Consider the following 25484-nt stretch of genomic DNA (forward strand, 5'->3'; position numbering starts at 1 on the left):
TGGACCAACAGCAGCGTTATTCAGGCCGGGCGATTGACGGTGAATGTCGGCACCTTGAATCAGACGGCGGGCGGGCAATTGCTGGCGTCGAATTCGTTCAGCGGGAGTGGCGGGAACTGGACGAATGATGGGTTGATTGCGAGTGATGGCGGGGTAGAAATACGTATTGGCGGGACGTTTACCGGTAGTGGTAGGACTTCTAGTGTCGGTGGTATGTATCTGTCTGCTGGGCAACTGAATCTGAACGGCGCCTCGAGCATCACGAGTGGTGGTAACAGCGAAATCAATATTGGTGGCCAACTTACAAATAGCGGACGCCTGACCTCAGCAGGCGATTTAGTCGTGAATGCTGGTGGCATTGCCAACTACGGAACCCTGGGCGCCGCGCAAAACCTGACGCTTGCAACGCCGTCCCTCACTAATGATCGAGGTTTGATTTTTAGCGGCGGCGATACAACGCTGAGTGTTAATAGCTTCACCAACCAGAACGGTGACCTTTACAGTCAGCGAGCGCTATTTATCAAAGGCTATGGTGGCGGAACTCAGGCTAATGATGTTTCGAATATATCCGGGTCAATAGAAAGTGGCGGGACCCTCACCATCAATTCAGGAAGCTTTACTAACCGTACCTCTGACGCAGGTGGCGCTCAAGGGTTTGCTGTAGGTCGTACGCTGGTTTCCGGATTTATCGCCGTACTTTGTAATGATTGCAGTGGCGATCATTACAATGTTGATTACATCGCTAGAGAGTTTTACGAGGGTGGGCAGGATAACGACACCTCAGCCTCCTCTCTGCTGACCGCTGGAGGCGATTTCGTTTTCAGAGGCGGTGATTTCCTCAACAGTAAAAGCACCATCAGCGCGACGGGAAACATCGACATTCAGGCCAATAGTGTCAAAAACCTGGGTGCTGTCAGTGGCAGTATCGAGCGCACACGTACCTATAATTCCGGCAGGGTAACGGACGGTACGGTCAACCGGTTCATGCCTCAGGTAGTTGCTTACAATCAGCGCAACAACCCTGATTTCCCCTATGTTTATTATGTTGATGCGGCTGGTGGCTTGAGCCTGGGCATTGCCTCGTCCGTGACGACACGTGAGCCAGGGCGTGATGGTGGCACGATTAAAACGGTGGTGGTCAAAGACAAGTCGACCGGAAAGGCAGTTACCAATACGCTCACCGGTTATGGCTACGGTGGGACCAGCCCGCAGTCTCAATATGACCGTAACAATCTAGTACAACTGCCTGCAGGTTTGGAAAGCTACGCACTTATCAGTGACGTTGAAGTCGCAAAAGATGGCAGCGGTAACGGCGGACGCAGTGCAGTCATTCAAGCGGGCGGAAATGTATCCATTAATGCCAAACAGGATCTGCAAAACAGTGTCATTCACCAAGACTATGCAGGCAGCGCAGGCACCAGCAAGGTTCAGGACACGCGTACCTCCGGCACTGGCGCCACAGTTATCAGGATCAATGCCCAGCTCCCCCCCGACCTGGCCCAACAACAAGTTAACCCACTAAGCCTGCCAGGTTTCAGTCTGCCCACCGGACAGAACGGACTGTTCCGTCTGAGCGGCCAGACCGGCACCGCAGCCGCTGTCGCCCAACCCGTCGGCCTGCCACAAAGCTGGACCATGGGCGGCGCGGCGGTCTCCGTCGCTCAACGCGAGCAAACCGTTTCCGATGCACAGGCAAGCACCATCCAGATCGGCTCGGTTAGCCAGATATCCAACGCCACCCGCCAGCTTGCTTCGGTGACACGACAAGGCGCTGGCGTGAGTGCCAATGCATCCTCCTTCGACGCCAGCGCGCCAGGTGCCGCGCCCCTAGGCGGATTTGTACTACCGGGCCATACGTCTGATTCCACAGGTGTAACCAGCGTCGACAGTGTCACCGGTATCGCGACAGGTAATCAGGGAAGTGGTGCTTTGCTGCCTGTGCAAAATGCAGGTTCGACAGGTCTTCCGGTCATAACTGCCACAGGATCAGGTAGTTCGGCGGCCCAGAATGCCGGGATGGTGCAAGGCTCGCGTATCAACAGTGCCGGTCAAGTTGTAACCGACGCTCAGGGCCGCCCGGTAACTGCAACGGTTAGTAGCCCGGTCGCTGCTGCCGCAGCACAAACCGTTACCCGAGTGCAGGGCCTGCCCAGCAGTAACTTCGTTTCCAAACCGCAAAAATACCTGATCGAAACCAACCCGGTGCTCACTGAGCTCAAGCAGTTCATGAGCTCGGATTACCTGCTCGCAGGTCTGGGCTACGACCCGGAAGTCAGCGCCAAGCGCTTGGGCGACGGCTTGTATGAACAACGCCTCGTTCAGCAGGCAGTCGTGGCCCGCACTGGTCAGGCCTTCATCGATGGACAGACTTCCAACGAGGCGCAGTTCAAGTACCTGATGAACAACGCCATCGCCAGCAAACAGCAACTGAACCTGGCTGTCGGCGTATCGCTGAGTTCACAACAGGTCGCAGCGCTGACCCACGACATCGTCTGGCTCGAAGAGCACGAAGTGAATGGCGAGAAAGTGCTGGTGCCGGTGCTGTATCTGGCACAGGCCGACAATCGCCTTGGCCCGACCGGGGCATTGATTGCGGGTAACGACGTCTCACTGATCGCCGGCCAGAACCTCGACAACGTTGGCACCTTGCGTGCGGCCAATAACCTGTCAGCGGTTGCCGGTAACAATCTGGTCAACGCCGGCCTGATAGAAGCTGGTAACCGGCTTGATCTGCTCGCGGGCAATGACCTGATCAACACCGCTGGCGGCATCATCAAAGGTCGCGATGTTTCACTGACCGCGATCAACGGCGACGTGACCAACGAACGCAGCATCACCTCGATGGACAACAGCGCGCGCGGTCAGCGACATAACGAGTTCGCCGACAGTGCCGCGCGCATCGAAGCCGCCAATGACATGAGCATCTCGGCAGGCCGCGACGTCATCAACAAAGGCAGCGTGCTGGAAAGCGGTCGTGACATGAGCATCCAGGCCGGACGCGACGTCACCATCGCCCCGACCGAAGTCACCAACAGCCTGTTCTCGGACAGCAAACACAACAGCAGCGACATCACCCAACTGGGCTCCACCGCCAGTTCCGGACGCGACCTGACCGTTCAGGCCGGACGCGACATCTTCGTAATCGCCAGCCAGATCGACGCCAAACGCGACATCGCCATGGCCGCGACCGAAAACCTCACCATCAGCTCTGCGGCGGACGAAGAACACTCCCTGTCCAAAAGCAAAAAACTGACCCGTCAGGAAGACCACGTCAGCCAGGTTGCCGCCGATCTTGAAGCGGGAGGCAGCGTTGCCTTGCAGGCTGGCCAGAACCTCTCCGTGATCTCCAGCCGTATTACTGCGGGTAAAGAGGCGTATCTGGTAGCCGGTGAGAATCTGGACATTCTGGCCGCGCAGGACAGTGATTATTCGCTGTATGACAAAAAGAAGAAGGGGAGTTTTGGGGCGAAGAAAACCAAGCGTGACGAAATCACTGATGTGAAAAACATCGGCAGTGAAATTACCACTGGTGGTGATTTGCTGCTGTCGAGCGGAGGCGATCAGAAGTATCAGGCCGCGAAGCTGGAGAGCGGTAAAGACCTGACGATTGAAAGTGGTGGTGCAGTTACGTTTGAGGGCGTGAAGGACCTGAAGCAGGAGAGTCATGAGAAGAGCAAAAGTGACCTTGCCTGGAATTCGAGTAAAGGCAAGGGAAACACCGACGAAACCCTGCGTCAGAGTGAGCTGGTGGCCAAAGGCGAAGTAGCGATCCGCGCTGTTGAAGGCTTGAAAATCGACATCAAACAAGTCGACCAGCAAAGCGTTAGCCAGACTATTGATGCAATGGTCAAGGCCGACCCGCAACTGGCGTGGCTTAAGGATGCTGAGCAGCGCGGTGATGTGGATTGGCGTCAGATCAAAGAGGTACATGATTCGTTCAAGTACAACAATTCAAGCCTCGGCCAAGGGGCAATGCTGGCAATCATTATTGTCGTTACGGTGTTGACGGCCGGGGCTGGGACATTCGCTACAGCGGGTGCGGCAGCAGGCTCTGCTGCTAACGGAGCAGCACTCGCTGCTGGTATTTCTGGGACAACGGCTGCAACGATCGGTGTTGCGGCAAACGCGGCTGCTGTTGCCAGTCTAACGTCAATAACTGCTCAGGGTGTTGTGAGCACGATCAACAACAAAGGCAATCTGGGGGCAGCCTTAAAAGATACGTTTAGTAGCGATAGCTTAAAAAGCGCTGCCATCTCAGGCCTTACCGCGGGATTCACCGCCGGCGTCATTGATCCACAACTGGGCGGTAGTACTAAGCCATTCAACAATCTGACCAAGGGGTTCGATCTATCCACGTGGGGAGGCGTGGGTGGCTTTGCGGTTCATGCCGGTGCGCAAGGTCTGGCTTCGGGGGCTATCAATACTGCGGTCAACGGCGGTAGCTTGGGTGGCAATCTGGTTAACGGATTGGTCAGTCAGGCAGGCAACGTAGCTGCGGCCATAGGGTTTTATCAGGTCGGAAGTTTTGCAGATCAGAAGCTTCTTGAAGCTACTACAGCCGGGGATGTAACAGGAAAGGCCATGTGGGTTGAAGGTGGTATAGGCCGAACAACCTTGCATGCCTTGATGGGAGGCGCAGTTTCCTCTGCAACCGGCGGCGACTTCACCACTGGCGCCGTTGCCGCTGGTGCCAGTCAAGCAATGGCAGGTGCCTTGAATGATGTATTCAAAGCAAGCCCAGAATATCGTCAGGCCGCTGCGCAGATCGTCGGCTTGGCAGCGGCAGGATTGGCAGGTGGAGATGTCGAGAAAGCTGCCTGGGTTTCGGCCATGGCAGATCAATACAACCGACAGTTGCACCCGGACGAAATACCACTGTTGGAAAAACAGTCCGCGAGCCTGGCTCAGGAAGCCAACATCAGCCCGGCCGAGGCCGAGAAACGCCTAGCACAGGCATTGGCTTATTACACCGATAAAAATTGGAATGGTGCACTCGCAGAGAACGGTGTCGTCCCCGATGCTGTGACGCTGAAACATCTGGGTATCGCGCTTTCTCCTTTGGCTGATACTTATGCAGCGGTAGGCGATGTTCCTGTAGCGGCCGGGAGTAAATCTTATACGCCAGCAGAAACAGTGGCGCTCATCACCGACTATCGCAATACCCACACCGCTGAGTATGCAGATGCGTCGATCAACGCAGTCAACATGCAGGGGCTGTACGCAGGTGATCCTGGATACAAATACGCTAACTTTTACCAAAAAAACCTTGCGGTCAACACCGATTTTCTGAGTTCCCTTTCCGGCACTTTAGCCGGGATTGCCCAAGGTAGCGGCAGCGCGTTGTCGGATTCTTTCGGTTCGGCATGGGCGCTTATGAGTGATCCTGCAGGGGTTAGCGAGCAGGCCGCCAATGGTCTAATGGGTTTGAGCAAGAACCCATGGGGTTCCTTCATGAATAGCGTGGAGGCAAGCCAGACCAAAGAGGCCATGGCGACCATCTACGATATGCAGGGCAACACGGCGGCGAGTGCGGCTATTCGTGCGAAAAGTGATCTTGAGTTCGCGCTGAACTTCTTGCCAGCCAATCGGGCAAAGACGTTGGCAGAGCTCGGGGCAGGTCGCAAGTTCGTGATGGACGGTCCTTGCTGCTTCGCGGCCGGAACGATGGTCTCCACACCAGATGGCGAGCGCGCCATTGATACGCTCAAAGTGGGTGACATCGTCTGGAGCAAACCGGAGGGCGGCGGCAAGCCATTTGCGGCAGCGATCCTGGCGACACATATCCGCACCGATCAGCCTATTTATCGACTTAAGCTCAAAGGTAAACAGGAAGACGGCAAGGCTGAAGATGAAACCCTGCTGGTCACGCCGGGTCACCCGTTCTACGTGCCGGCCCAGCATGGCTTCGTCCCGGTCATCGACCTGAAACCAGGCGACCGTCTGCAGTCTTTGGCAGATGGCGCCAGCGAGAACACGTCATCCGAAGTCGAGTCACTGGAGCTTTACTTGCCAGTGGGTAAAACGTATAACCTGACGGTCGATGTAGGGCATACGTTCTATGTTGGGAAGCTCAAGACATGGGTGCATAATACCGGGCCTTGTCAGCTGCCAGACGGGTATTTTGGGGCAAGTGGTTCAAAAGGTGCAGGGACTGCTCTAGAAACTACTAGTCCTGTGGTTGTCAGTGGTACGCGGGCAATTGATAAGGCTCAAAGCTACGAAAGTGGTCTTCGAAATCTATACGGTAGTGTTCCTTATGCGGAGCGTCAGTACACAACTGTTATCAATGGGCAACGTGTTAACGGTGTTGCGGACAACGTGACTATTGTTAATGGGCAGCGGACTGCTGTTGAAGCTAAATTTGTAGAGGACTGGGGCAGCTCTCTTCGAAATCCTGCTAGCCCAGTGGGCTCAAAGCCTTGGTCGGCCGCTGAGCAGACCAAAATGGTGGATCAGGCGAAGAAATACTCATCCGGTTTCGAAGGCGGCGTTATTTATCATACGAATAGTCCAGAGTTGGCTAGTTACTATTCGAAAGTATTTACTGATGCAGGCGTTAAAAACTTTAAGTTTGTAATGACGCCAGTGAAAAACTGAGGTGATATCTTGGCTAACCAAATAGAAGAATTGGAGAAGGTTTTAGGCGGAAAGCTAGAAAGGTCTGATGCGAGAGTCATTCCTGGGACGGATGGTGCAACCACTAGGGAGGCTATTTATTTTTCTGATGATGGGAAAAGTAAATTTCGTAAACAATTTAAAAAAATAACGTGTTTTGCTGAACCTCCGAATGCAACTAGTGGTGGGATCAACGAAGCTGGATGCAGCATCACACCGGGACATGGCCCGCTCTTTCATGCTGTCGTATATCACGGTGATATTGACGGCTGGAGAAAAGACATCAAAGCCGGTGCAGAAGGTCTTGGTCTACTGTTGGCCCGAATCGAAGGTGATCAATTTATTATTTCCGATGGTCGTTCGATCCCTCTGTCAGATTGCAAAATAGAGTTCTCTTGAACACTGCTTACCCTCAACACCGGCCCTGCGCCGGTGTTGTTGTATCTGCTTACTGCAAAACTTCCCTTCCTTCACTGCTCGCTTTAGTCGTGGCCTGAGCGATCAGGGCATCGAGCGTCTGCGCAACAAATTTCTGCTGGCTTTTAGGTAGCTGGTCGATAGATTCCAGTTGCTGTTGCCATTTTGGAGCAGGTCCACGCTTACGCACAGTGGTTTCCTGCTGCTGACCAAACAGCTTTTCAAGTGTGGTCGAAAGGAGTCGGGCCAGTTCTGGTAACGCCGCTACCTGGATACGCCGCTTGCCGGACTCATAGGCTTGAATCTACGGCGGGAGCTTTGAGGATAACCTGGCCAGTTCGGCAGTCGCTACAGCGGCCAGCATCGGTGGCGCCAAAGGGCAATGGCGATAGGAGATCTTGAGTTAACTGAAGGAAGCATTACCAAGATTCTCTTGCACGCAGGCCTGGGTGGCCTGCTAGCCGAAGCCATGGGTGGTGATTTCCGCGCCGGAGCTATTGCCGGTGGTGCAAACGAAGTGTTGGTCGGATTGCTGGGGGATAAGTTACTTCCGTCAAACCTTGTCAAGGGAACGCCCGAGTATGAGCAGGCGCAGGCCAATCTTCTTGCTTTGTCGCAAATTGTCGGCGTACTAGGCGCTGCCGCTGGGAATTCGGATGTCGGCGTCTCTGCTGCCGTATCCGCTAATGCTACCCAGTACAACTGGCTATCACACGCTGAGATTCGGGATGCTGATAAGGCTCGGGCTGCCTGTGCGACGGCTGGTGGTGACGTTGGTGCTTGCCAAGCGAAGGTCACTCGTGAAACGGATGAACTGGACAAGGCACGAGACTACGAACTGAAAGAGCGTAAACGTGCAATTCAGCTCCAATCTTTTAAAGATGGCGGCTGGACTCTGGGCGAATACAACAAGGCTCTGTTCGACGATTATTTTGCCAGCAAAGGTGTAGATCAGAGTCAGGTCACATTTGATGGGTACGCCCCTGCGAAAACGTTGGGTTATATGCTTTCCGAACGGGGCCTTGGCACCATCAAACAGGCCGTAGAATGGCCAGGCAAAGTTGCTGACAGTGTCGTAAATTTTGTCAGTAACCCTATTGATACGACGTTAGGGGTCGGGCAGAACATTTTGTCTGCAGCCGGTTCGGGTTTGGATTGGGCTGCCAGTCCGATCCCAGCCCAAGGCCTTGAGCGAGTAGGCGATAAACTACTGGCGCAATCCGACCAGCAGGCGGGTGGGTTGATATTTGACGTCGTCAGTGGTTTGATCACTGCAGAGATTGGTGGGTTTGCGGTCAAGTGGGTTGGGGGTAAGTGCGTTCAATCTGAGGCTAGCGTGAAAGGTGGTACCAACCTTGGGCTACCAGATAATCTTTTACCAGACGCCGATTTTGTTGGTCGTGGTGTTGTTCGGCCTGATCTGAAAGATCATCTCGTAGATGCGACTCGCTCAGGGAAGCAGATATCGGGAGGGCATGATATGGATAGTTTTATGCAAGCGCTAACTGAGTATTCAGGGACGATTTCATCGAAAATAGAGGTTGCTCCTGGAATCTATAAGGTCGAATATCAGCTGCCGAATTCTACAAAAGATGCAGTAAAGACAGTGTATGATCCAAAAACATATCCAGATATGCCAAATATGGCTAATGAAGCTGCTTACAAAGCGCTGCTTCAGTATCAGGTAACAGGTAATTCATTGCAGGAGGTTGTTGTGGGTAAAGTTAGATTTCAGGTTCCGATAAATATCAAGAGTGAGCAAATGTATGTCCCGACGGCATTTCCAGTCGGTGTCGTTAAGTGAAGTGGGGAAAGCTTCCGGGGGACGACAGGGACTTATTGTTCTGGGTGCTCTGGTTCGCTATACAATATTATTCTGATGTCAGCTTGGAAAAGCTTTTAAAGAGATTTTTTACACATGGCAGTGGGCTTTTGGGGGACCCGGGCTGGGAATTTGAATTTTTGAGAAATGAGGTTGGTTATGAGTCCTATGATTTCTCCGCGGATGTCAACTTTAGTGGGATAGAACCGGCGCACATGAACTACAGCGCTGAAATCGTTCGCGAAGCTCTAAAGGATTCTTTGCTTGCCCTTGCTGATAAAGAACCGACAAAAGCTGATGAGGTGGTTAGCCTCATAATTAAGTATGGACTTTGAATTGGTGAGAAAGATCCAGCTGTCAGCTCTCATTGTTATTTTGATGTTGAATTAATGTTCGGCGCTGAGCTGTAGCTTACTAAGGGTAAGTACCTACCACGACACGCTTACAGACAGGATCGTGGGTGGCCGGTAGTGCTACGTCCTATAATCGGCTGCTTCACAGTACACGTTTCTGATAAGCAGATGGTTTACGCCAAAAACGTGAAGGAAGGATGGCTGACACCTGAGGAAACGGCCGGGCTTGATCAGTGGTTCAAAGACACGAGCTGGCTCGATGCTCAGAAGGGGAGATCAATAACAGATGTAAAAGAGCGTGCTACTCTGCTTACCGACCTGATGGCTGCAGCAGGGATGACGTTGCTGGGCGGAAGATCATCCGTTGGTACGAGTACACTGGGTGCAAAAGCATCTGCCCAGATCGACAGTCCGCCCGTGAAGAAAGGATGGAAGGTTGGTGATGATGTTTATAATCAAACGGCTAAAGGTCACGACCCTTCTTGGTCTGCTGTCCGGGCTAGGTTTTGGAAAAACGAGGCATCTGCTCCCGATGCTGCGAGTACATATGGATCAGAGAACCTTGATCGAATGAGTAAAGGGCTCGCACCGCAGCGATATAATGCGGATAAAGGTGGAGTTGAGTCACGAACCCATTCCTGCTCGGGATGGAGGGAAAGACTTTGTTCCTCGTTGGCCGCAAGATCACGCCGCTGTCGATCCTTACCGAAAGCCAGGATATTGATAAATGACGGAAACACTGTCTTCAATTTTTCAGCGGACTCGAGGGGCTCCTATTGAAGTTGCTGAGGGGCTTGCGCACCCGATTTTTCAAAAAAAGATTAGGGCAGGCCGAAGCAGATTCTTGGCTCGAAGGTTGAAATTATCTAAACAGCTGGTGTCTGGACTGCGTTTAAAAGTGGTAAAGGGCGAGCTAGAAGTAAATAACCAGCGTCACTCTGAAATAATTTTATGGTCTGATACTAGCCCGGAGTCAGTTTTTTTTACGGTGGTGTCCAAAAAAGCTTGCGAGCTAAAGGTCTGGAATGTATGGCGTGTGAACGATATCGTGCAGGCTTGGGTTGGGAACGCAGGAATTGTAATAAATGAGGAGGGTTGCATAAAAAAATTGGAGTGTAGTGGCGGTACTGAGGTAGTCGACTTTTCTACTTTAGTTTTCCAGATCGAGTCGATTGATTAATATTCACTACTCGGTGCAAAAGAGACAGGTTCCATCAGTCCTGGTCCCAAAATCCCTCCAAAATTGCAACCTCTATCGAATCCTCCTCAGGGGGCAGTTATTCCTCCGGCTGGGTGAGTCGTCCAGGTAAAACACAAGGCAGTACAATATATTATCCACCGGGATCCGACCCAAGTGCTCCAAGCAGCACATACATTCGGTTGATGCCTTCAGGCTCAACGCCAGTTCCCGGTCTGGAGAATGGCTACTGGATATCGGTGAAAAATGGACAACCTATAAACCCGGCCACGGGTGGAACTGGTGCAAGGGGAGATACGCATGTACCACTGCCACCTAATACCGTGCTGCCTAAACGTTAAGAGGAAAATATGATTAACGAATCAGATTTGGCGGAGTTAAGGTCAGCAGTGCTGACAGGTGTGACTATTGGTGTAGGTTCGCAGATTCTTATTTTCGGAAATGGAGTGACCTTATTAATTCAGTGTCCTTTTAAAAGCAATAGTAAACACGGCGAGCGGTGGGGGCACGGTGAGAAAGTTGCTACTGGTATACTGTTTCTTGATTTTTTGAATCATAAAATTGAGAATGCATTTCTTGATGCGGGGGGAGTATTAGTGCTTGATTTTGGAGGTGTGGGATCTTTGGTGATTGTTCCAGATTTAAATGGTTTGGAATCTTATGTTCTGACGACAAAGTTTGGTGTGTCTCCAATATTAGTAATTTGATGATGCAAAAGCGGCAGGTGGTGCGGTAGAACTAATATTTGACAAGGCTACCCGGGCTTGGACAAATATGGAGCATTGCCCCCGCCAACCTTTATTGGCCCAATAGATGAAGGGGCGCAGAAGTAGTGGGTAGAATATTAGAGCTTTATTCAGCACTGCAGCAAAATACACTCTCTATTAATATGGGCTCGAAAAATCTAGATGAGGTGTAAGAACTAATTCGTGCCGTAAAAAACTACCTGAAAAAGAAAATATTTCCTTTGAGTTTCAGTTAGGTACTACTTTTGTGGGTACCATTGATGATGGTGTTATTGATCGAGTCTTGCTGGAGGAGCTGCTTGTGCCGTGGCGAAATCATATCAAAGGCAAAAGTTGAGTTGGTCCAAAAGGCGTTCCCTCTACTGCTGAGTCAGGAGCGAGCAGCGCGGCCAGTGCTGCTAGACCTATAATGCAGATGGCTGCTGAGCAGGCCGCTGGAGCCAGGGCAACTACACAAATCACTAGCTATTCAAATCACGCATTAGAACAATTTGCAGGAGGGGATGGCGGCATTGGTGTAACCCAGTCTGCACTCAGTGGCGCTTGGTCTGACCTACAAAAATTGAATATGTCCTTTCAAGCTTGGGGGGACTTGGACTCAGATAGGCAACGGGCTTTGCAGTAGGCAGGCATGGTCGATCGGAAAGGTGATGTTTTAATTGGCGGAGATAGGTAATGAGTTATAAAAATTCTCCTGTTTATGACAGAAGCACTGTTGAAAAAGCTTTGGACTCAAAGGAAATAAAATCTGTTTGTGAGGCATTGTTGTCAATTGCTTTTTATGATCCAGACTGGGAGTGAGCGCAGAGAAAGTTTTTGGATGGGCTTGAAAGTAGCAATCCTGATATTAGGGGGTTGTCGGCAACTTGCCTGGGACATGTCGCTAGAATTCATCAGAAACTAGATAAAGTTAGGGTGATTACGGCCTTTCGTGATCATTTAAATGATAGCGCGATTTCAGGGCAGATAGAGGGTGCACTGAGTGATATTGATACGTTTGTAAAGTGATTTTTTGACTATTGATTGGTTTTGCAGAGTGAATGATATAGTTAGCGCGTCAAGTGAAATGGCGTGCTGTTTAGCCTTCGAGCTAATATAAGGCTGCTGGCGTGATATGAAAAATATGATCAAAGGGCGGTTGCAGGAACCGAGTGCAACACGATCGTTGAGTTGACCCGACCGGTGCATTGATTGCCGGTAACAATCTGGTCAACGCCGGCCTGATAGAAGCTGGTAACCGGCTCGATCTGCTCGCGGGCAATGACCTGATCAACACTGCTGGCGGCATCATCACAGGCCATGATGTCTCACTGACCGCGATCAACGACGACGTCATCAACAAGGGCAGCGTGCTGGAAAGCGGCCGCTACATGACCATCCAGGCCAGCCGCGACGTCACCATCGTCCCGACCGAAGTCAGCAACATCCTGTTCAGTGGCTGATTTCAGCTTTCCAGCATTCATATGCTCATGGTGTTTTATTATTCCCGTGAGGATATCCATAACCAAACAGCCATCTGCGGGGAACTCCAAGCCCCCGCAGCGCTGTCCGACAACAAACGTCCGTTAAAACGGAGCCCAAGGCACCACTGATTTCATCGGTACAAACGCTGCCGTGCAATCGACCGGCGCGCCGTCACCTGGACTGCCGGACACCGTGATGTCGTCTTTTATCGAAGGCACCAGTTTGTTGAAGAAGCTTACCGGCCCTGGGCCAATTGTGAAGTGGGTGGCGGTAAGCGCTGTGAAGGTTGGTTGAGTACCGTCAAAGACAACGTTATCCAGCGTGATCAGAATCGGCCGTTTATGGCCATTGTCACTGTAACCGGCGAAGGTCATCTTGCCGCCACCGAATCGCGGACTGTTCAGGTAGTGGAAGCCCTTCACTGTGATGTCGCTGAGATCGGGGTACGAGGTTCCGCTGGCACTGCCGTAGTTGGTGTCGAACACCAGCGGGAATTTGACGTTGCGCATGCATACATTTTCGTAACGGATACCGTCTACCTTTCCACCGTTCTTGGCGCTCGTCTTTATTCTTAGCCCGATGCCGTCCTGGCTGTCTCCGCCATCTGCCGCCAAATCCACAACGCTGACATTGTGTACGCCGCCGTTGGTTTCACTGCCGATGGACAGGCCGTGGCCATAATAAAAATGATTGTGCGCGAACATCAGGTCCCGGCTCCCGGAGATCCGGCTGGACTTTATCGCTACGTTGTCATCACCTGTGCTGATGTAGGAGTAGGCCAGCAATACTTTGTTCGATTGACCGGGGTCGAAGCCATCGGTGTTCTTCACGGTTTCCGGGGTAAAGCAGGTCCCTGGGGTCTTCTGGTCGGGCGTCGAGCCGCTCGGGCAGTGGTAGCCTTCTACACTGTAGACCCGGCTTGGATTCAGAATCTTGATCCCCCAGACAGTCACCCCGGTCACGCCGTCAGTCACAATGTTGAAGTCCGGAGCGTTTTGCAGCGTCAGCCCCTGGATAACGAAGTCCGTTCCGCCACTGACCTGTATAAGGCGCGGCTTTTGTTGATAAACGTTGGACAAGGTCTTCTGGTAAACAAGGTCCCACCAGCTGCGCAGATTGGCATTCGCCCCGGCGGTAAGCAGGCTGCCGCCGCGACCATCGATAACGCCTTTGCCTATGACGCCGCTGGAGTGGGTGTTTTTGGCCGAAATCAGTGAGCTGCAGGCATCCTGATTGGCAATTGTAGTGACGCCGCAAGTGCCTTTGCCGTTGTCGTAGTCCTTGGGGTTACGTGACGCAAACAGCGTTACGCCTTCGTCTATCCAGAGCGTGACGCCGGATTTCAATTGCAGAGGCCCGCTGAGGAATGCCGAGTTGTCGCCTTCACCTTTGACAAGCTGTACGGCTTGTCCGGCAGCACACCCATTGATTGCACTCTGGATATTCTCCTGGTCAGGCCTGGAGTCGAGCGCCGAAGTGTCAGCGCTGTCCAGCGAACCGTCTCTGGGAGTCAGGTGCGCTTGAAGTTGCTTGCAGACTGGTGGGCTGGGTGGCTCGCTTATGGTGCCCCATGGTGTCACCACGGCTGCCTCGCTGGCCGCCTGCGCGGGCAGGGTGAAAGTCAGTGACATGGCCACGGAAGCGGCCATCCAGGAGGTCTGCCGAAAAGTGTTGATGGCGAATTGTAGGGGACCTGGCATCTATGAGACCTGTGATAGTGAGTAACCATGTTGGGTCGGCCAAGATATTTTAGAGATGTGTCAAATAGAAAGGCGCTACAAATTATTTCTTTGTCATGTTCCGCGATTAGTGCATCCGTAGACGGTTTCAAGAACGGTTCTCATCGGCGGTAGCCAATCCAGAAACTTCTGGTAAATCGGTTTTTTGGCGTTAGAATCGGCGCGCCTTCAGAAGTCGGGCCGATATTCACTGAATATCAGCCATATGCTTGATTGCACATGGCGCAGCCTTTGTCAGGCGATGTATGCGTAAAGCTGGAGGGCCTTGGTTGATAAGGGTTTCCGGCTTTTTTATTGCCTGTATTTCGGGTGTAAACTTGCCTTTCGCGCTCTAGCGCCTTCAGGTCCCGCAAACATGACACAGATCTCCGAACGTTTCCTGGTGCAGGCTCATCTCGATGCGAAGCAGCCCAAGGCATTGAGCCCTGCAGAGCAGGCGCGTTACCGAGCCGACATCGCTGCCGAGCTCAAGAAGCAGGACGCCGTACTGGTCGCCCACTATTATTGCGACCCGGTCATTCAGGCCCTGGCCGAGGAGACCGGCGGTTGCGTGGCCGACTCTCTGGAAATGGCCCGCTTCAGCAATAACCACGCTGCCAGCACTGTATTGGTTGCGGGTGTGCGTTTCATGGGCGAAACCGCGAAGATTCTCAACCCGGAAAAACGCGTGTTCATGCCGACGCTCGAAGCCACCTGTTCGCTTGACGTAGGGTGCCCGGTCGATGAGTTTTCCGCATTCTGCGATCAGCACCCGGAGCGTACCGTGGTGGTTTATGCCAACACCTCGGCAGCGGTCAAAGCCCGTGCGGACTGGGTAGTGACCTCAGGCTGCGCGCTGGAGATCGTCGAAAGCCTGATGGACAACGGTGAGAAAATCATCTGGGCTCCAGACAAGCATCTGGGCCGCTACATCCAGCGTGAAACCGGTGCCGATATGTTGTTGTGGGACGGTGCCTGCATTGTCCACGAAGAATTCAAATCCAAGCAGCTTGAAGACATGAAAGCCTTGTATCCCGAGGCTGCGATTCTGGTTCACCCGGAATCGCCGGAAGCAGTGATCGAGCTGGCTGATGTGGTCGGCTCCACCAGTCAGATGATTGCCGCCGCGCAGCGCTTGCCCAACAAGACGTTCATCGTGGCCACCGACCGGGGCATCTTTTACAAGATGCAGCAGTTGTGCCCGGACAAGATCTTCATCGAGGCGCCTACGGCCGGTAACGGCGCTGCATGCCGAAGCTGTGCACATTGCCCGTGGATGGCGATGAATACGCTTGAGCGCACCTTGCAGTGCCTGCGCGAGGGTAGCAACGAGATATTCGTTGACCCGGCGCTGATCCCCAACGCCGTACGCCCGTTGCAGCGCATGCTGGACTTCACTCAGGCGGCGCGCTTGCGACAAGCGGGCAATGCCTGACAGGCGTAATGAAAAAGCCCGACGCTCTTGCGTCGGGCTTTTTCATTCGGACATCAGTTCATCATGTCCTTGACCATCCGCTCTTGTTCAATCAGATCCTTTTGCCGTGCATCGATGCGTGACGCTAGCTGAAAGTTGTTGGCCGCGCGGCGTTTGGCAAAGTCCAGCTGCTGGATTGCCTGACGGAAATCGCCGACCAGTGCGAAATATTCGGCACGCGCCTGATGCAGGCCGATGGTGTTGCCATTCAGGCCACGGGTTTCCGCTACGACGTACCAGATGTCCGGATCATCCGGCCGGGTCTTGAGCAGCGCTTCAAGGCTTTTTTCGGCTTCGGCGGTGCGGTTCTGCTTGAGCAGCACGTCAATACGCACATCATTGAGCGGGTAGCTGCCAGGGTACAGCGTCAGCATGCGATCGACCCGTTGCTGGGCATCGGCCAAGCGGTTATTGGTGATGTCCAGGTCGATCTGCGTCAGATTATAGGTGATGTCGTTTGGCGCTTTTTCGATTAATGGCTTGAGGGTTTCTCTGGCTTCGTTCAGTTGCCCACCCTTGATCTGTGCGATGGCCAGACCATAGCGAGCTGGATCGGATTTCGGGTTTTCAACCAGCTGCGCACGAAAGCGCTTGGCGGCGATACCTGGTGTTTCTTCGTATATCAACGCAACGCGGGCGCGCATCAGTTGATACAGCACGCTGTCTTCCTTACCGCCCGGTTTGGCCTGTTCGGCACGGTTGCGTGTGTCGGCGATCCGCGATTCGCTGACCGGGTGAGTCAGCAGAAACTCCGGAGGTCTGGCGTCGAATCGATATTGGCGCATGAGGCGCTCGAACATGGTCGGCATGTTGCGCGGGTCATAACCAGCCTTCTCCAGATTGAGAATGCCGATACGGTCGGCCTCCTGCTCGTTCTGGCGCGAAAAGCGACGTTGCTCCTGGATTGCAGCCGCCTGTGAGCCGGCGATGGTTGCGATACCGGCATCACCGGCACCTGCGGCAGCCATGACAATACCCGCCAGCATCGCGGCCATTACCGGCACCTGCATGCGTTGCTGGGCCTCCATGCCTCTGGCGAAGTGGCGTTGCGACAAGTGAGCCAGTTCGTGGGCCAGTACAGACGCGTATTCGCCCTCGGTCTGGGCATTGAGGAACAGGCCACCGTTGACACCGATGATTCCGCCGGGTGCGGCAAAGGCGTTGAGTTGCGGGCTGTTGATCAGGATGAATTCAAGGCGCCGGTCCTGAACCTGGCTGGTCTCGGCAAGGCGATACACCGAGGTCTCGACGTAGTCCTTGAGTTGCGGGTCTGACAGTTGCGCGACCTGGCCACGCAGCAACCCCAGCCATGCTCGACCCAAACGGTGTTCCTGTTCGGGGGAGACAATCGAGGAGCTGGCGTCGCCAAGTGAAGGCAGGTCATCCGCCATGCCGTGTGTAGCGAACAGGCAAGCGAGGGTGAGCAGTGTAGGACGCAAAAAATTCATGCACGAAGCTCTGGTCAGAAGAACCTGTACTGTAGCTGGCTCAATGGCGTGCTGACCAGAGTGAGGTATTCTTGCCGCCTTATCCGCCATGCCTTTTCGGACATGGTTTGTAATTCGATGTGTCCGCCTGGAGAGAAACGATGTCTGACGCTGTAGTGCGCCCCGAGGTGTGTGACGCCGAGCTGGATGCCAGTGGTCTCAACTGTCCATTGCCTCTGCTGAAAGCCAAGATGGAGCTCAATCGTCTGGCCAGCGGCGCGGTGCTGAAGGTGATCGCGACTGACGCCGGGTCACAGCGGGATTTTCGAACCTTTGCCAGACTTTCCGGGCATGAGTTGCTGCATGAAGAGGTCGACGCCGGCACTTATCTTTACTGGCTACGCAAGGCTTGAACCGCCACCGCCGTTTTTTTTGAAAAGGATGTTTGATGTTCAATGTGCTTCGCAATTGGGTGCAACGCTACTTCTCCGATGAGGAGGCGGTGGTACTGGCGGTCTTGCTGTTTCTGGCGTTTACCCTTGTCCTGACCCTGGGCGGAATGCTCGCGCCGGTCATTGCGGGGCTGGTGCTGGCCTTCCTGATGCACGGGCTGGTCAGCGTTCTGGAGCGCCTGCGCATGCCGGAAATGGCCGCAGTCGGCCTGGTATTCACGCTGTTCATTGGTGTACTGCTGCTGTTCCTGCTGGTGCTGGTACCGCTGCTCTGGCACCAGTTGATCACGCTGTTCAATGAGGCACCGGGCATGCTTGCCAAGTGGCAGTCGGTGCTGCTGTTGCTGCCCGAACGCTACCCGCATTTGGTTTCCGACGAGCAAGTGTTGCTGGCGATCGAAGTCGCCCGTGGTGAAGTGGGCAAGCTCGGTCAATTGGCGCTGACCTTCTCGATCTCCAGCCTGCCATTGCTGGTCAACCTGATGATCTACCTGGTGCTGGTGCCGATTCTGGTGTTCTTCTTCCTCAAGGACCGGCACATGATCGGCCGCTGGGCACGCGGCTATCTGCCTCGCGAGCGTGCATTGATCAACCGGGTGGCGGAGGAGATGAAGCGGCAGATTGCCAATTATATTCGCGGCAAGGTCATCGAGATTTTCATCTGTGGTGGCGTGACCTACATCGCTTTCGCCGCACTCGGGCTCAACTACGCAGCGTTGCTGGCGATGCTGGTGGGTATATCGGTGGTCGTGCCTTATGTCGGCGCGGTAGTGGTCACAGTGCCGGTGGCGTTGATCGGACTGTTCCAGTGGGGCTGGGGTGATCAGTTCATCTATCTGATGATTGCCCACGGCATCATCCAGGCGCTGGATGGCAACGTTCTGGTGCCGTTGCTGTTTTCCGAAGCTGTCAATCTGCACCCGGTTGCAATCATCTGCGCCGTACTGCTGTTTGGCGGGCTGTGGGGGTTCTGGGGGATCTTCTTTGCGATTCCGCTGGCCACGCTGTTCAAGGCCGTGCTCGATGCCTGGCCGCGTAATGAGCCCACTGTGGCACCGCTGCTTTAAGCAGCAAGGCTGGATCGCTGCGGCACCTTGCGTGCCGCAACGCTCAGCGGCAGATCAGCCTTTGTTCAGGGCCTCGGCCTGCGCCAGTACTTCAGCCACATGGCCCGGCACTTTAACGCCGCGCCATTCCTGACGCAGTACGCCTTCCTTGTCGATCAAAAAGGTGCTGCGGTCAACGCCCAGGTATTCCTTGCCGTACAGCTTTTTGAGCTTGATGACATCGAACAGCTGGCAGACGGCTTCGTCCTTGTCCGAAATCAGCTCGAACGGGAAAGACTGCTTGGCCTTGAAGTTTTCATGGGTCTTCAGGCTGTCTCGGGAAACACCGAGCACAACCGTATTGGCCGCCTGAAACTGCGCGATATGGTCACGAAAGTCCTGACCCTGCGTGGTGCAGCCGGGCGTGTTGTCTTTCGGGTAAAAATAAATCACGACCTGCTGACCCTTGAGCGCAGACAGCTCTACGGTCTGTCCGCTGGTCGCGGGTGCCTGAAAGTCGGGAACCGGTTGATCTACTGTGACGGTCATGGGAACTCCTTACATTGGGGCTTGTGGGCGCCAGGGTTCGATCAGTGCGTCGAGATTCAGCGCGTCGGCGAAATCGAGGAATTGATCGCGCAGCCAGCTGATCTGTGTGCCTGCAGGCAGTGTCACCGTGAATGTGGCATTAAGCATGGTGCCACCGGTCTGCGGAGCCTGATACGTGTCACAGATCAGATTTTCCAGCTCGACGTTATGGTCAATGAAGAACTGGCACAGCTCATTGATGATGTCCGGGCGGTACGCCGAGCTGACGTAAGCCACGTAGGGCAGGGCTTCCGGGCGATTCTCCAGGGTAGCGCTGCGCACCACGCTGGTGGTGAACGCATGCTTCTTGGAGAGGCTCGACAAGCCGGTTTCAAGGCGCGCCAGAGCGTCCCAGCTGCCTGACACCTGAAGAATAAGCGCACTGCACTCACCGTGGCGAGTGAGGCGCGAGGTGACGACCGAGCAGCGGTTTTCATGGCTGGCGCGGCACAGGACGTTGGTCAGCTCCATGGGGTTGGCGCCAAGGGCACTGATGACAAGGAATTGTTCGCGAACTGTGGGGGTGGACGACATGCAGCATTCCTAGACGATGAGCGGTCGGTACTTTTTCGGACTTGCGGGGCTGTTTCGACAATCGATGGCGCGAGATACCTTCCCGGGTCCCGGAGCGCCTGCCTTGCATGGAAGGACCATGACGGGGCTGGAGTGCACTGGGGCAGGGCTTCTGGCGACAAATTCGACCGATTGAGCGAGGTGCGCAGGTGACCAGTACCGATCAAAGGACGAAGGGTAGCGAAAACCATCGCTCAGGGGAATGCTCAGAGCGCGGTACTTCGCTTGTACAAGGCTGATAGCGCCAGTACCATTACGGCTCTCTTTTTCCGGCAGGAGCGGTTGCATGATTGCGGGCAGTATGGTGGCACTGGTCACACCAATGGATGCACAAGGTCGTCTGGACTGGGACAGCCTGAGCAAACTGGTTGACTTCCACTTGCAAGAGGGCACCAACGCCATTGTTGCCGTAGGCACCACCGGTGAATCGGCGACGCTGGATGTGAGCGAACACATCGAGGTCATCCGCCGTGTTGTTGCTCAGGTTGCAGGACGTATTCCGGTCATCGCCGGTACAGGCGCCAATTCGACGCGCGAAGCCGTCGAGCTGACCACCAACGCCAAGACCGCTGGCGCCGATGCGTGCCTGCTGGTAACGCCTTATTACAACAAGCCGACGCAAGAAGGCCTGTTTCAGCATTTCAGCCACATCGCCAATGCCGTAGACATCCCGCAGATCCTCTACAACGTGCCGGGCCGTACTGCCTGCGACATGCTGCCAGAAACTGTTGCGCGTCTTTCCACGGTCAAAAACATCATCGGCATCAAGGAAGCCACCGGCAACCTGCAGCGCGCCAAGGACATTCTGGCCAGCGTCAGCAGTGATTTTCTGGTGTACTCCGGTGACGACGCTACGGCAGTCGAGTTGATGCTGCTGGGCGGCAAGGGCAATATTTCCGTCACCGCCAACGTTGCACCGCGCCTTATGAGCGATCTGTGCGCAGCGGCCATGCGTGGCGATGCCGAGACGGCACGGGCGATTCACGAAAAGCTCATGCCGCTCAACAACACCCTGTTTATCGAATCCAACCCTATCCCCGTGAAGTGGGCCTTGCATGAAATGGGTAAGATGCCAGCCGGTATCCGTCTGCCGCTTACCTGGCTCAGCGAAGCCTGTCACGAACCGCTGCGTCAGGCCCTGCGCCAGTCCGGCGTCCTGGTTTAATTGAGGAAGTATCACGCAATGAAGCGATTGGCCGGACTTTCCGCACTTGCTCTTATTATCTCCAGCACCAGCGGTTGCGGTTGGCTCTGGGGCGAAGATGGTTACTTCCGTGATCGCGGTAGCGATTACCTCCAGGCCACCCAGACCCCACCCATGCAGGTGCCTGCCGATGTGTCCGGCGTCAAGCGCCTGGACCCGTTGCTGCCGATCCCGCGCAATGTGGCTGACAGCACTCAGAAAGACGGCGAGTACACCGTGCCGCGTCCTCAGCCGCTGGGCACGACTTCCGAGTCGAGCGACTTCAGCCTGCAGAAGAGTGGTGATGCTCACTGGATCCTGGCTCAGCGTCAGCCGGCCGAAGTCTGGCCGGTGGCCCACCAGTATTTCGAAGACAACGGTTTCCGTATCGCCGAAGAGCGTCCACAGACGGGCGAATTCAGCTCCTCGTGGCAGCGCCTCGATGAGCTGTCCGCTTCGGTGGCCAAGCGTCTGAGCGCTGCAGGCGTCTCGGCCGACTCGGAAACCCGTGTACGTGTTCGCATCGAGCCGGGCGTGCAGCGCAATACCAGTGAAGTCTACGTGGTCAGCGTCGAGCGTCCTGCCGGCAGCACGGCCGATGTGGCGTTCCCGACCCGTACCACCAATCTCGGCCTTGATGCCGCGCTGACCGACGACCTGCTGGCCAGCATGGGCCGCAACGCTGAAAAGGGCGGTTCGATTTCCCTGCTGGCAGCGCGTGACTATGACACCCCGAGCCGTGTTGCCTTGAGCGAAGACGGTAGCGGCAACCCGGTATTGAACCTCGGCGCCGATCTCGACCGTGCGTGGTCGAGTGTCGGCCGCGCGCTGGATCAGGGTGACTGGCGCGTCGAGGACATCAACCGCAGCCTGGGTCTGTACTACATCAACCTGGCCGAAAAGGCCAAAACGCCTGAAAACGAGCCTGGTTTCTTCGGTCGCCTGTTTGGCAGCAAGTCGAGCAAGGAAGAGATCGATGCCCGTGCCGAGCGTTATCAGGTTCGCCTGAGCAAGGTGGGTGACAACGTTCAAGTGACCGTCGAGAAGAACATCAACACCGTTGCGCCTGCGGATATCGCGCGTCGGGTGTTGAGCGTTATTCAAGACAACCTGGGTTAAGTGCGTTTCGCGGTTCTCGGCAGCGGCAGTCGTGGCAACGGCACGCTGGTCGCAAGCAACGATACGTACGTACTGGTCGATTGCGGTTTCTCCCTTCGGGAAACCGAGCGGCGCCTGGCGCGTCTGGGCGTTTCGGCAGGCCAGCTGAGCGCTATTCTGGTAACCCACGAACATGCCGATCATGTGCATGGCGTGGGTTTGCTGTCGCGGCGCTACAATGTGCCGGTCTACCTCAGCAGCGGCACCTTGCGCGGTATGCGCAAGCCGGTTGAAGTTGCCGGTTTGCTGGCGGGCGGGGAGAGCTTGCAGGTGGGCGCACTGGGCATCGATGTGGTGTCTGTCGCCCATGATGCGCTTGAACCGACGCAGTTTGTCTTCAATGACGGCAAGCGCCGCTTCGGTCTGCTGACCGACCTGGGCTCTTACTGCTCCAACGTATTGCAGCGTTATCAAGGCCTGGATGCCTTGATGATCGAGGCCAATCACTGTCGCGACATGCTTGCCCGAGGCCAGTATCCGGTCTTTCTCAAGCAGCGCGTTGGCTGTGAAACAGGTCATTTGAACAATCATCAGGCCGCCAGCCTGGTGAGCGAGCTGGGATGGCAGGACCTTCAGCACCTGGTGCTGGCGCATCTGAGCAGCAAGAACAACCTGCCGCATCTGGCCCGGCAATGTTTTGTCGACACCCTTGGGTGCGACCCGGACTGGCTGCAACTGGCCGATCAAGATTCAGGGCTCGACTGGCGACATATCGCCTAGCCCAACTACTTAGCAAGCGGAGCCCATCATGGAAAAACGTGAAGAACTCTACCGCGGCAAAGCCAAATCGGTTTACAAGACCGACGACGCTGACCGCTTGATCCTGCTGTTCCGTAACGACACTTCGGCGTTCGACGGCAAGCGCATCGAACAACTGGACCGTAAAGGCATGGTGAACAACAAGTTCAACGCCTTCATCATGCAGAAGCTTGAAGAAGCGGGTATTCCGACCCAATTCGACAAGCTGCTGGGCGACAACGAGTGCCTGGTCAAGAAGCTGGACATGATCCCGGTCGAATGCGTCGTGCGTAACTACGCCGCTGGCAGCCTGGTCAAGCGCCTGGGCATCGAAGAGGGCACCAAGCTCAATCCGTACACCTTCGAACTGTTCCTCAAGGACGACGCCAAGGGCGACCCGTTCATCAACGAATCCCACGTTGTAGCGTTCGGCTGGGGTACCGCCGAGCAACTGGTTCGCATGAAAGAGCTGTCGATCAAGGTCAATGAAGTCCTGACCAAACTGTTCGACGACGCTGGCCTGCTGCTGGTCGACTTCAAACTCGAATTCGGCGTATTCCACGGTGAAATCGTCCTCGGCGACGAATTCAGCCCGGACGGCTGCCGCCTCTGGGACAAGGACACTCGCAAGAAAATGGACAAGGACCGCTTCCGCCAGGGTCTGGGCGACGTCATCGAAGCTTACGAAGAAGTCGCAAACCGTCTGGGCGTGCCGCTGTAAGCGGAAAAAACACGCAAGCGCTTGATAGCACGAAAAAAAACAGCAGAAGGGCTTCGCCTTCTGCGCTGATACTGTTATGATGCGCGCCGTTGGAGAGATGCCAGAGTGGCCGAATGGGACGGATTCGAAATCCGTTGTACCTTCACCGGTACCTAGGGTTCGAATCCCTATCTCTCCGCCATTATTTGAAAAGCCCTGTGAATCTTTGATTCACGGGGTTTTTTGTTTTTGGGCTGTACTACCTCTCCCTTTCCCCGATTTGCCCCTTCTCCGACTCCCTTTTTCCGCAGTCGACGATAACTGGCCGGTCAGAACTAGCTGAATTGGTCCAGGATTTTTGGAGTGTTCAGGCGCTCGTTCCGCTCGTGCAGCACGCGGACGATGAATACGACCTGGCTGCGAACCACATAACTCACTAAGAAGGGGTAGCGAGTAAGTACCAGCTCGCGCACGTCCGGGGCTTGGGAAGGGCGTCCCATCCCTGTAAACGTTGCGAGCTGCTCAATGGACTCAAGAATAGTGGCTACGACTTCGTCAGCTCTCTGATGGCCCATCAGCCCAGCATAATGCTCATGAATCGCTTCAAGATCGCTATCGGCTTTTTCACTTAACTCGATTTGCGGCACGTGCTACCCACTTGGCTTTAACCGTTTCCAGATTGATAGTCTTCCCTGCATCAATGTCGGCCAAGCCTTCGTCAATGGCTTTCAGGTGCCAGGCTTCTGCTTCGACATAGCGAGACAAAGCACGTTTCAGGTGGTACTGACGATCACGGTCCGTGGCAAGCGCTAGCTGGTCAAGCATTTCGACCAAGCCTTCTTCAACACGGAATGACAAAACAGGCGATGCCATATCGGCCTCCACGGATGGTGGTTGTAAACAATGTATACAGAGGCTTGGAACGTATACTTGATACCTTGATCATGCAACAGATTTGTCTGCTTTTCGCCGAGTTGCTATTCATTTTTGGAAAATCGACAGCCACCCCGAACGACTGAACAAAGTCAGAACGATTAAGCCCCCATCACCAACCCCAAACTATTCACCCCTTTCGGTTTCCCCTTTAGCCCTTTCTGATCTATACCTTGGGTTCAACGTTTTGTGAGGCGAGGAGCTATCAGATGTCGGACGTAGATCAGGTACAAAAGTCGCAACCCTCTCCCAGTCAGAGCCATGATGACGTGATTGCCCAGTTCAAGTGGCAGGGCAAGCAGATCGACTGGTTGCTGCAATGGCTGGTCAAGTTTGTCGCAAACACCAAGGTGGAGCTGGGCGTGACGCTGTCGGTGGGCGGGAATCTGGTTTCCGGGCATCTGATTTCTCACGACACCTATTTTGAGCAGTTGGCCGACGATATTTCGGCGCCGTTCAGTTCGTTTGCCAATGGCACTGACGCGACGATGAAAGAAATGATTCTGTCCTTCAAGCCGGGAGAGTCTTCCGAAGACACGCCAGCATTCCATTTCATTCACTTGAAGGATTGCCGGACCTATTCCACTGACGGTAATCCGATTTGCGACGCAGGTGTGTTGTGGCGCGGCAGGATCTCGGCGGTGGACGGCTTCACCATCGGGCTCATCGCTGAAAAACCAGGCGTGTCCTGACCTTTTCAGGCCCCGGCTTTCGTCGGGGCGTTCTCATCCATTCTGATGATGGTCTCCAGCGTGCTATGTGCACCCGCTGGTCTGGAAAGCTGCGCCGGTAGTAGCGTCACTTAGCCATTCTTTGCGCGACAAAATGTCGCAATGGGCCTTTAGCCGGGTAATATGTTCGCCCTGACCTTACACGCCG

Annotated in this window: 22 protein-coding genes, 1 tRNA gene and 1 pseudogene; 17 read left to right on the forward strand and 7 right to left on the reverse strand. The window is 54.7% G+C overall.

Annotation, left to right across the window (positions count from 1 at the left end; translation table 11 throughout):
- Both RYC17_RS06450 and RYC17_RS06455 read left to right on the forward strand, forming a co-directional pair.
- The coding region (locus tag RYC17_RS06450) for a DUF637 domain-containing protein (protein WP_316902652.1) at window positions 1-6597 on the forward strand (6597 nt) is incomplete at its 5' end.
- 9 nt (window positions 6598-6606) lie between these two features.
- The gene (locus tag RYC17_RS06455; RefSeq protein WP_080396151.1) at window positions 6607-7014 is read left to right on the forward strand and encodes a hypothetical protein; all 408 of its coding nucleotides are present in this window, start codon (window positions 6607-6609) and stop codon (window positions 7012-7014) included.
- A gap of 49 nt (window positions 7015-7063) precedes the next feature.
- Here RYC17_RS06455 and RYC17_RS06460 read toward each other — a convergent pair whose 3' ends face one another.
- On the reverse strand, window positions 7064-7222 hold the full coding sequence (locus RYC17_RS06460; RefSeq protein WP_158510003.1) for a hypothetical protein: 159 nt from the start codon (window positions 7220-7222) through the stop codon (window positions 7064-7066).
- 192 nt (window positions 7223-7414) lie between these two features.
- Between RYC17_RS06460 and RYC17_RS06465 the strand changes: the two genes are divergently transcribed.
- The 6 genes and pseudogenes from RYC17_RS06465 to RYC17_RS06490 all read left to right on the forward strand — a co-directional run.
- A complete protein-coding gene (locus tag RYC17_RS06465) occupies window positions 7415-8836 on the forward strand; it encodes a CdiA family toxin C-terminal domain-containing protein (protein ID WP_316902653.1) in 1422 nt (473 codons plus the stop codon).
- Window positions 8833-9189 carry a hypothetical protein gene (locus RYC17_RS06470; RefSeq protein WP_058399682.1) on the forward strand — a complete coding sequence of 119 codons (357 nt, stop codon included), beginning with the start codon at window positions 8833-8835 and terminating at the stop codon, window positions 9187-9189. The genes RYC17_RS06465 and RYC17_RS06470 overlap by 4 nt, the downstream gene beginning before the upstream one ends.
- Window positions 9190-9934: 745 nt before the next feature.
- Window positions 9935-10387: a hypothetical protein gene (locus RYC17_RS06475; RefSeq protein WP_316902654.1), complete on the forward strand. Its 453-nt coding sequence runs from the start codon at window positions 9935-9937 to the stop codon at window positions 10385-10387.
- Window positions 10388-10755: 368 nt separating this feature from the next.
- Window positions 10756-11112, forward strand: a complete 357-nt coding sequence (locus RYC17_RS06480; protein ID WP_080396154.1) for a hypothetical protein — start codon at window positions 10756-10758, stop codon at window positions 11110-11112.
- Window positions 11113-11826: 714 nt separating this feature from the next.
- Window positions 11827-11952: a hypothetical protein gene (locus RYC17_RS06485; RefSeq protein ID WP_264674875.1), complete on the forward strand. Its 126-nt coding sequence runs from the start codon at window positions 11827-11829 to the stop codon at window positions 11950-11952.
- A gap of 392 nt (window positions 11953-12344) precedes the next feature.
- Window positions 12345-12548, forward strand: a pseudogene (locus RYC17_RS06490) (filamentous hemagglutinin family protein); the annotation flags it as partial.
- Window positions 12549-12716: 168 nt separating this feature from the next.
- Here RYC17_RS06490 and RYC17_RS06495 read toward each other — a convergent pair.
- A complete protein-coding gene (locus tag RYC17_RS06495) occupies window positions 12717-14315 on the reverse strand; it encodes a glycoside hydrolase family 28 protein (RefSeq protein ID WP_058399685.1) in 1599 nt (532 codons plus the stop codon).
- Between the two features lie 394 nt (window positions 14316-14709).
- Between RYC17_RS06495 and nadA the strand changes: the two genes are divergently transcribed.
- Window positions 14710-15768, forward strand: coding sequence for a quinolinate synthase NadA (nadA, locus tag RYC17_RS06500; protein ID WP_002552585.1), 1059 nt, complete (start codon window positions 14710-14712; stop codon window positions 15766-15768).
- 53 nt (window positions 15769-15821) lie between these two features.
- On the opposite strand, the gene RYC17_RS06505 is transcribed toward nadA, so the two are convergent.
- Window positions 15822-17255, reverse strand: a complete 1434-nt coding sequence (locus RYC17_RS06505; protein ID WP_058399686.1) for a M48 family metalloprotease — start codon at window positions 17253-17255, stop codon at window positions 15822-15824.
- A gap of 140 nt (window positions 17256-17395) precedes the next feature.
- Between RYC17_RS06505 and RYC17_RS06510 the strand changes: the two genes are divergently transcribed.
- Together RYC17_RS06510 and RYC17_RS06515 are read left to right on the forward strand one after the other, a co-directional pair.
- A complete protein-coding gene (locus RYC17_RS06510; protein WP_002552587.1) occupies window positions 17396-17647 on the forward strand; it encodes a sulfurtransferase TusA family protein in 252 nt (83 codons plus the stop codon).
- A gap of 35 nt (window positions 17648-17682) precedes the next feature.
- Window positions 17683-18753, forward strand: coding sequence for an AI-2E family transporter (locus RYC17_RS06515; RefSeq protein WP_058399687.1), 1071 nt, complete (start codon window positions 17683-17685; stop codon window positions 18751-18753).
- A gap of 54 nt (window positions 18754-18807) precedes the next feature.
- Here the strand turns inward: RYC17_RS06515 and RYC17_RS06520 are convergent, their stop codons facing one another.
- Both RYC17_RS06520 and RYC17_RS06525 read right to left on the reverse strand, forming a co-directional pair.
- A complete protein-coding gene (locus tag RYC17_RS06520; protein ID WP_002552589.1) occupies window positions 18808-19281 on the reverse strand; it encodes a peroxiredoxin in 474 nt (157 codons plus the stop codon).
- 9 nt (window positions 19282-19290) lie between these two features.
- The gene (locus RYC17_RS06525; RefSeq protein WP_003317383.1) at window positions 19291-19854 is read right to left on the reverse strand and encodes a glycine cleavage system protein R; all 564 of its coding nucleotides are present in this window, start codon (window positions 19852-19854) and stop codon (window positions 19291-19293) included.
- A 325-nt stretch (window positions 19855-20179) separates the two neighbouring features.
- Between RYC17_RS06525 and dapA the strand changes: the two genes are divergently transcribed.
- The 5 genes from dapA to RYC17_RS06550 all read left to right on the forward strand — a co-directional run bounded on the left by dapA (window position 20180) and on the right by RYC17_RS06550 (window position 23874).
- Entirely contained in the window at window positions 20180-21058 is an 879-nt protein-coding gene (gene dapA, locus RYC17_RS06530) for a 4-hydroxy-tetrahydrodipicolinate synthase (RefSeq protein WP_004657692.1), read from the forward strand.
- Window positions 21059-21076: 18 nt separating this feature from the next.
- Window positions 21077-22195 (forward strand): outer membrane protein assembly factor BamC, encoded by a 1119-nt coding sequence (gene bamC / locus RYC17_RS06535; RefSeq protein WP_058399689.1) that lies wholly within the window; start codon window positions 21077-21079, stop codon window positions 22193-22195.
- Window positions 22196-22954: an MBL fold metallo-hydrolase gene (locus tag RYC17_RS06540; RefSeq protein WP_316889922.1), complete on the forward strand. Its 759-nt coding sequence runs from the start codon at window positions 22196-22198 to the stop codon at window positions 22952-22954.
- Between the two features lie 28 nt (window positions 22955-22982).
- Entirely contained in the window at window positions 22983-23693 is a 711-nt protein-coding gene (purC, locus tag RYC17_RS06545; protein ID WP_005740975.1) for a phosphoribosylaminoimidazolesuccinocarboxamide synthase, read from the forward strand.
- A gap of 91 nt (window positions 23694-23784) precedes the next feature.
- A tRNA-Ser gene (locus RYC17_RS06550) sits at window positions 23785-23874 on the forward strand.
- 133 nt (window positions 23875-24007) lie between these two features.
- Here the strand turns inward: RYC17_RS06550 and RYC17_RS06555 are convergent.
- Window positions 24008-24319, reverse strand: coding sequence for a type II toxin-antitoxin system RelE/ParE family toxin (locus tag RYC17_RS06555; protein ID WP_058408898.1), 312 nt, complete (start codon window positions 24317-24319; stop codon window positions 24008-24010).
- Window positions 24297-24545 (reverse strand): CopG family ribbon-helix-helix protein, encoded by a 249-nt coding sequence (locus RYC17_RS06560; protein WP_002552596.1) that lies wholly within the window; start codon window positions 24543-24545, stop codon window positions 24297-24299. The genes RYC17_RS06555 and RYC17_RS06560 overlap by 23 nt, the downstream gene beginning before the upstream one ends.
- A 269-nt stretch (window positions 24546-24814) precedes the next feature.
- Here RYC17_RS06560 and gvpU point away from each other — a divergent pair, with 269 nt between their 5' ends.
- Window positions 24815-25297, forward strand: a complete 483-nt coding sequence (gene gvpU, locus RYC17_RS06565) for a gas vesicle accessory protein GvpU (RefSeq protein WP_002552597.1) — start codon at window positions 24815-24817, stop codon at window positions 25295-25297.
- The last annotated feature ends 187 nt before the right edge of the window (window positions 25298-25484 follow it).

Origin of the sequence: Pseudomonas syringae group sp. J248-6 (genome assembly GCF_032586995.1) — a bacterium.
GTDB classification, from domain to species: Bacteria; Pseudomonadota; Gammaproteobacteria; order Pseudomonadales; family Pseudomonadaceae; genus Aquipseudomonas; species Aquipseudomonas amygdali.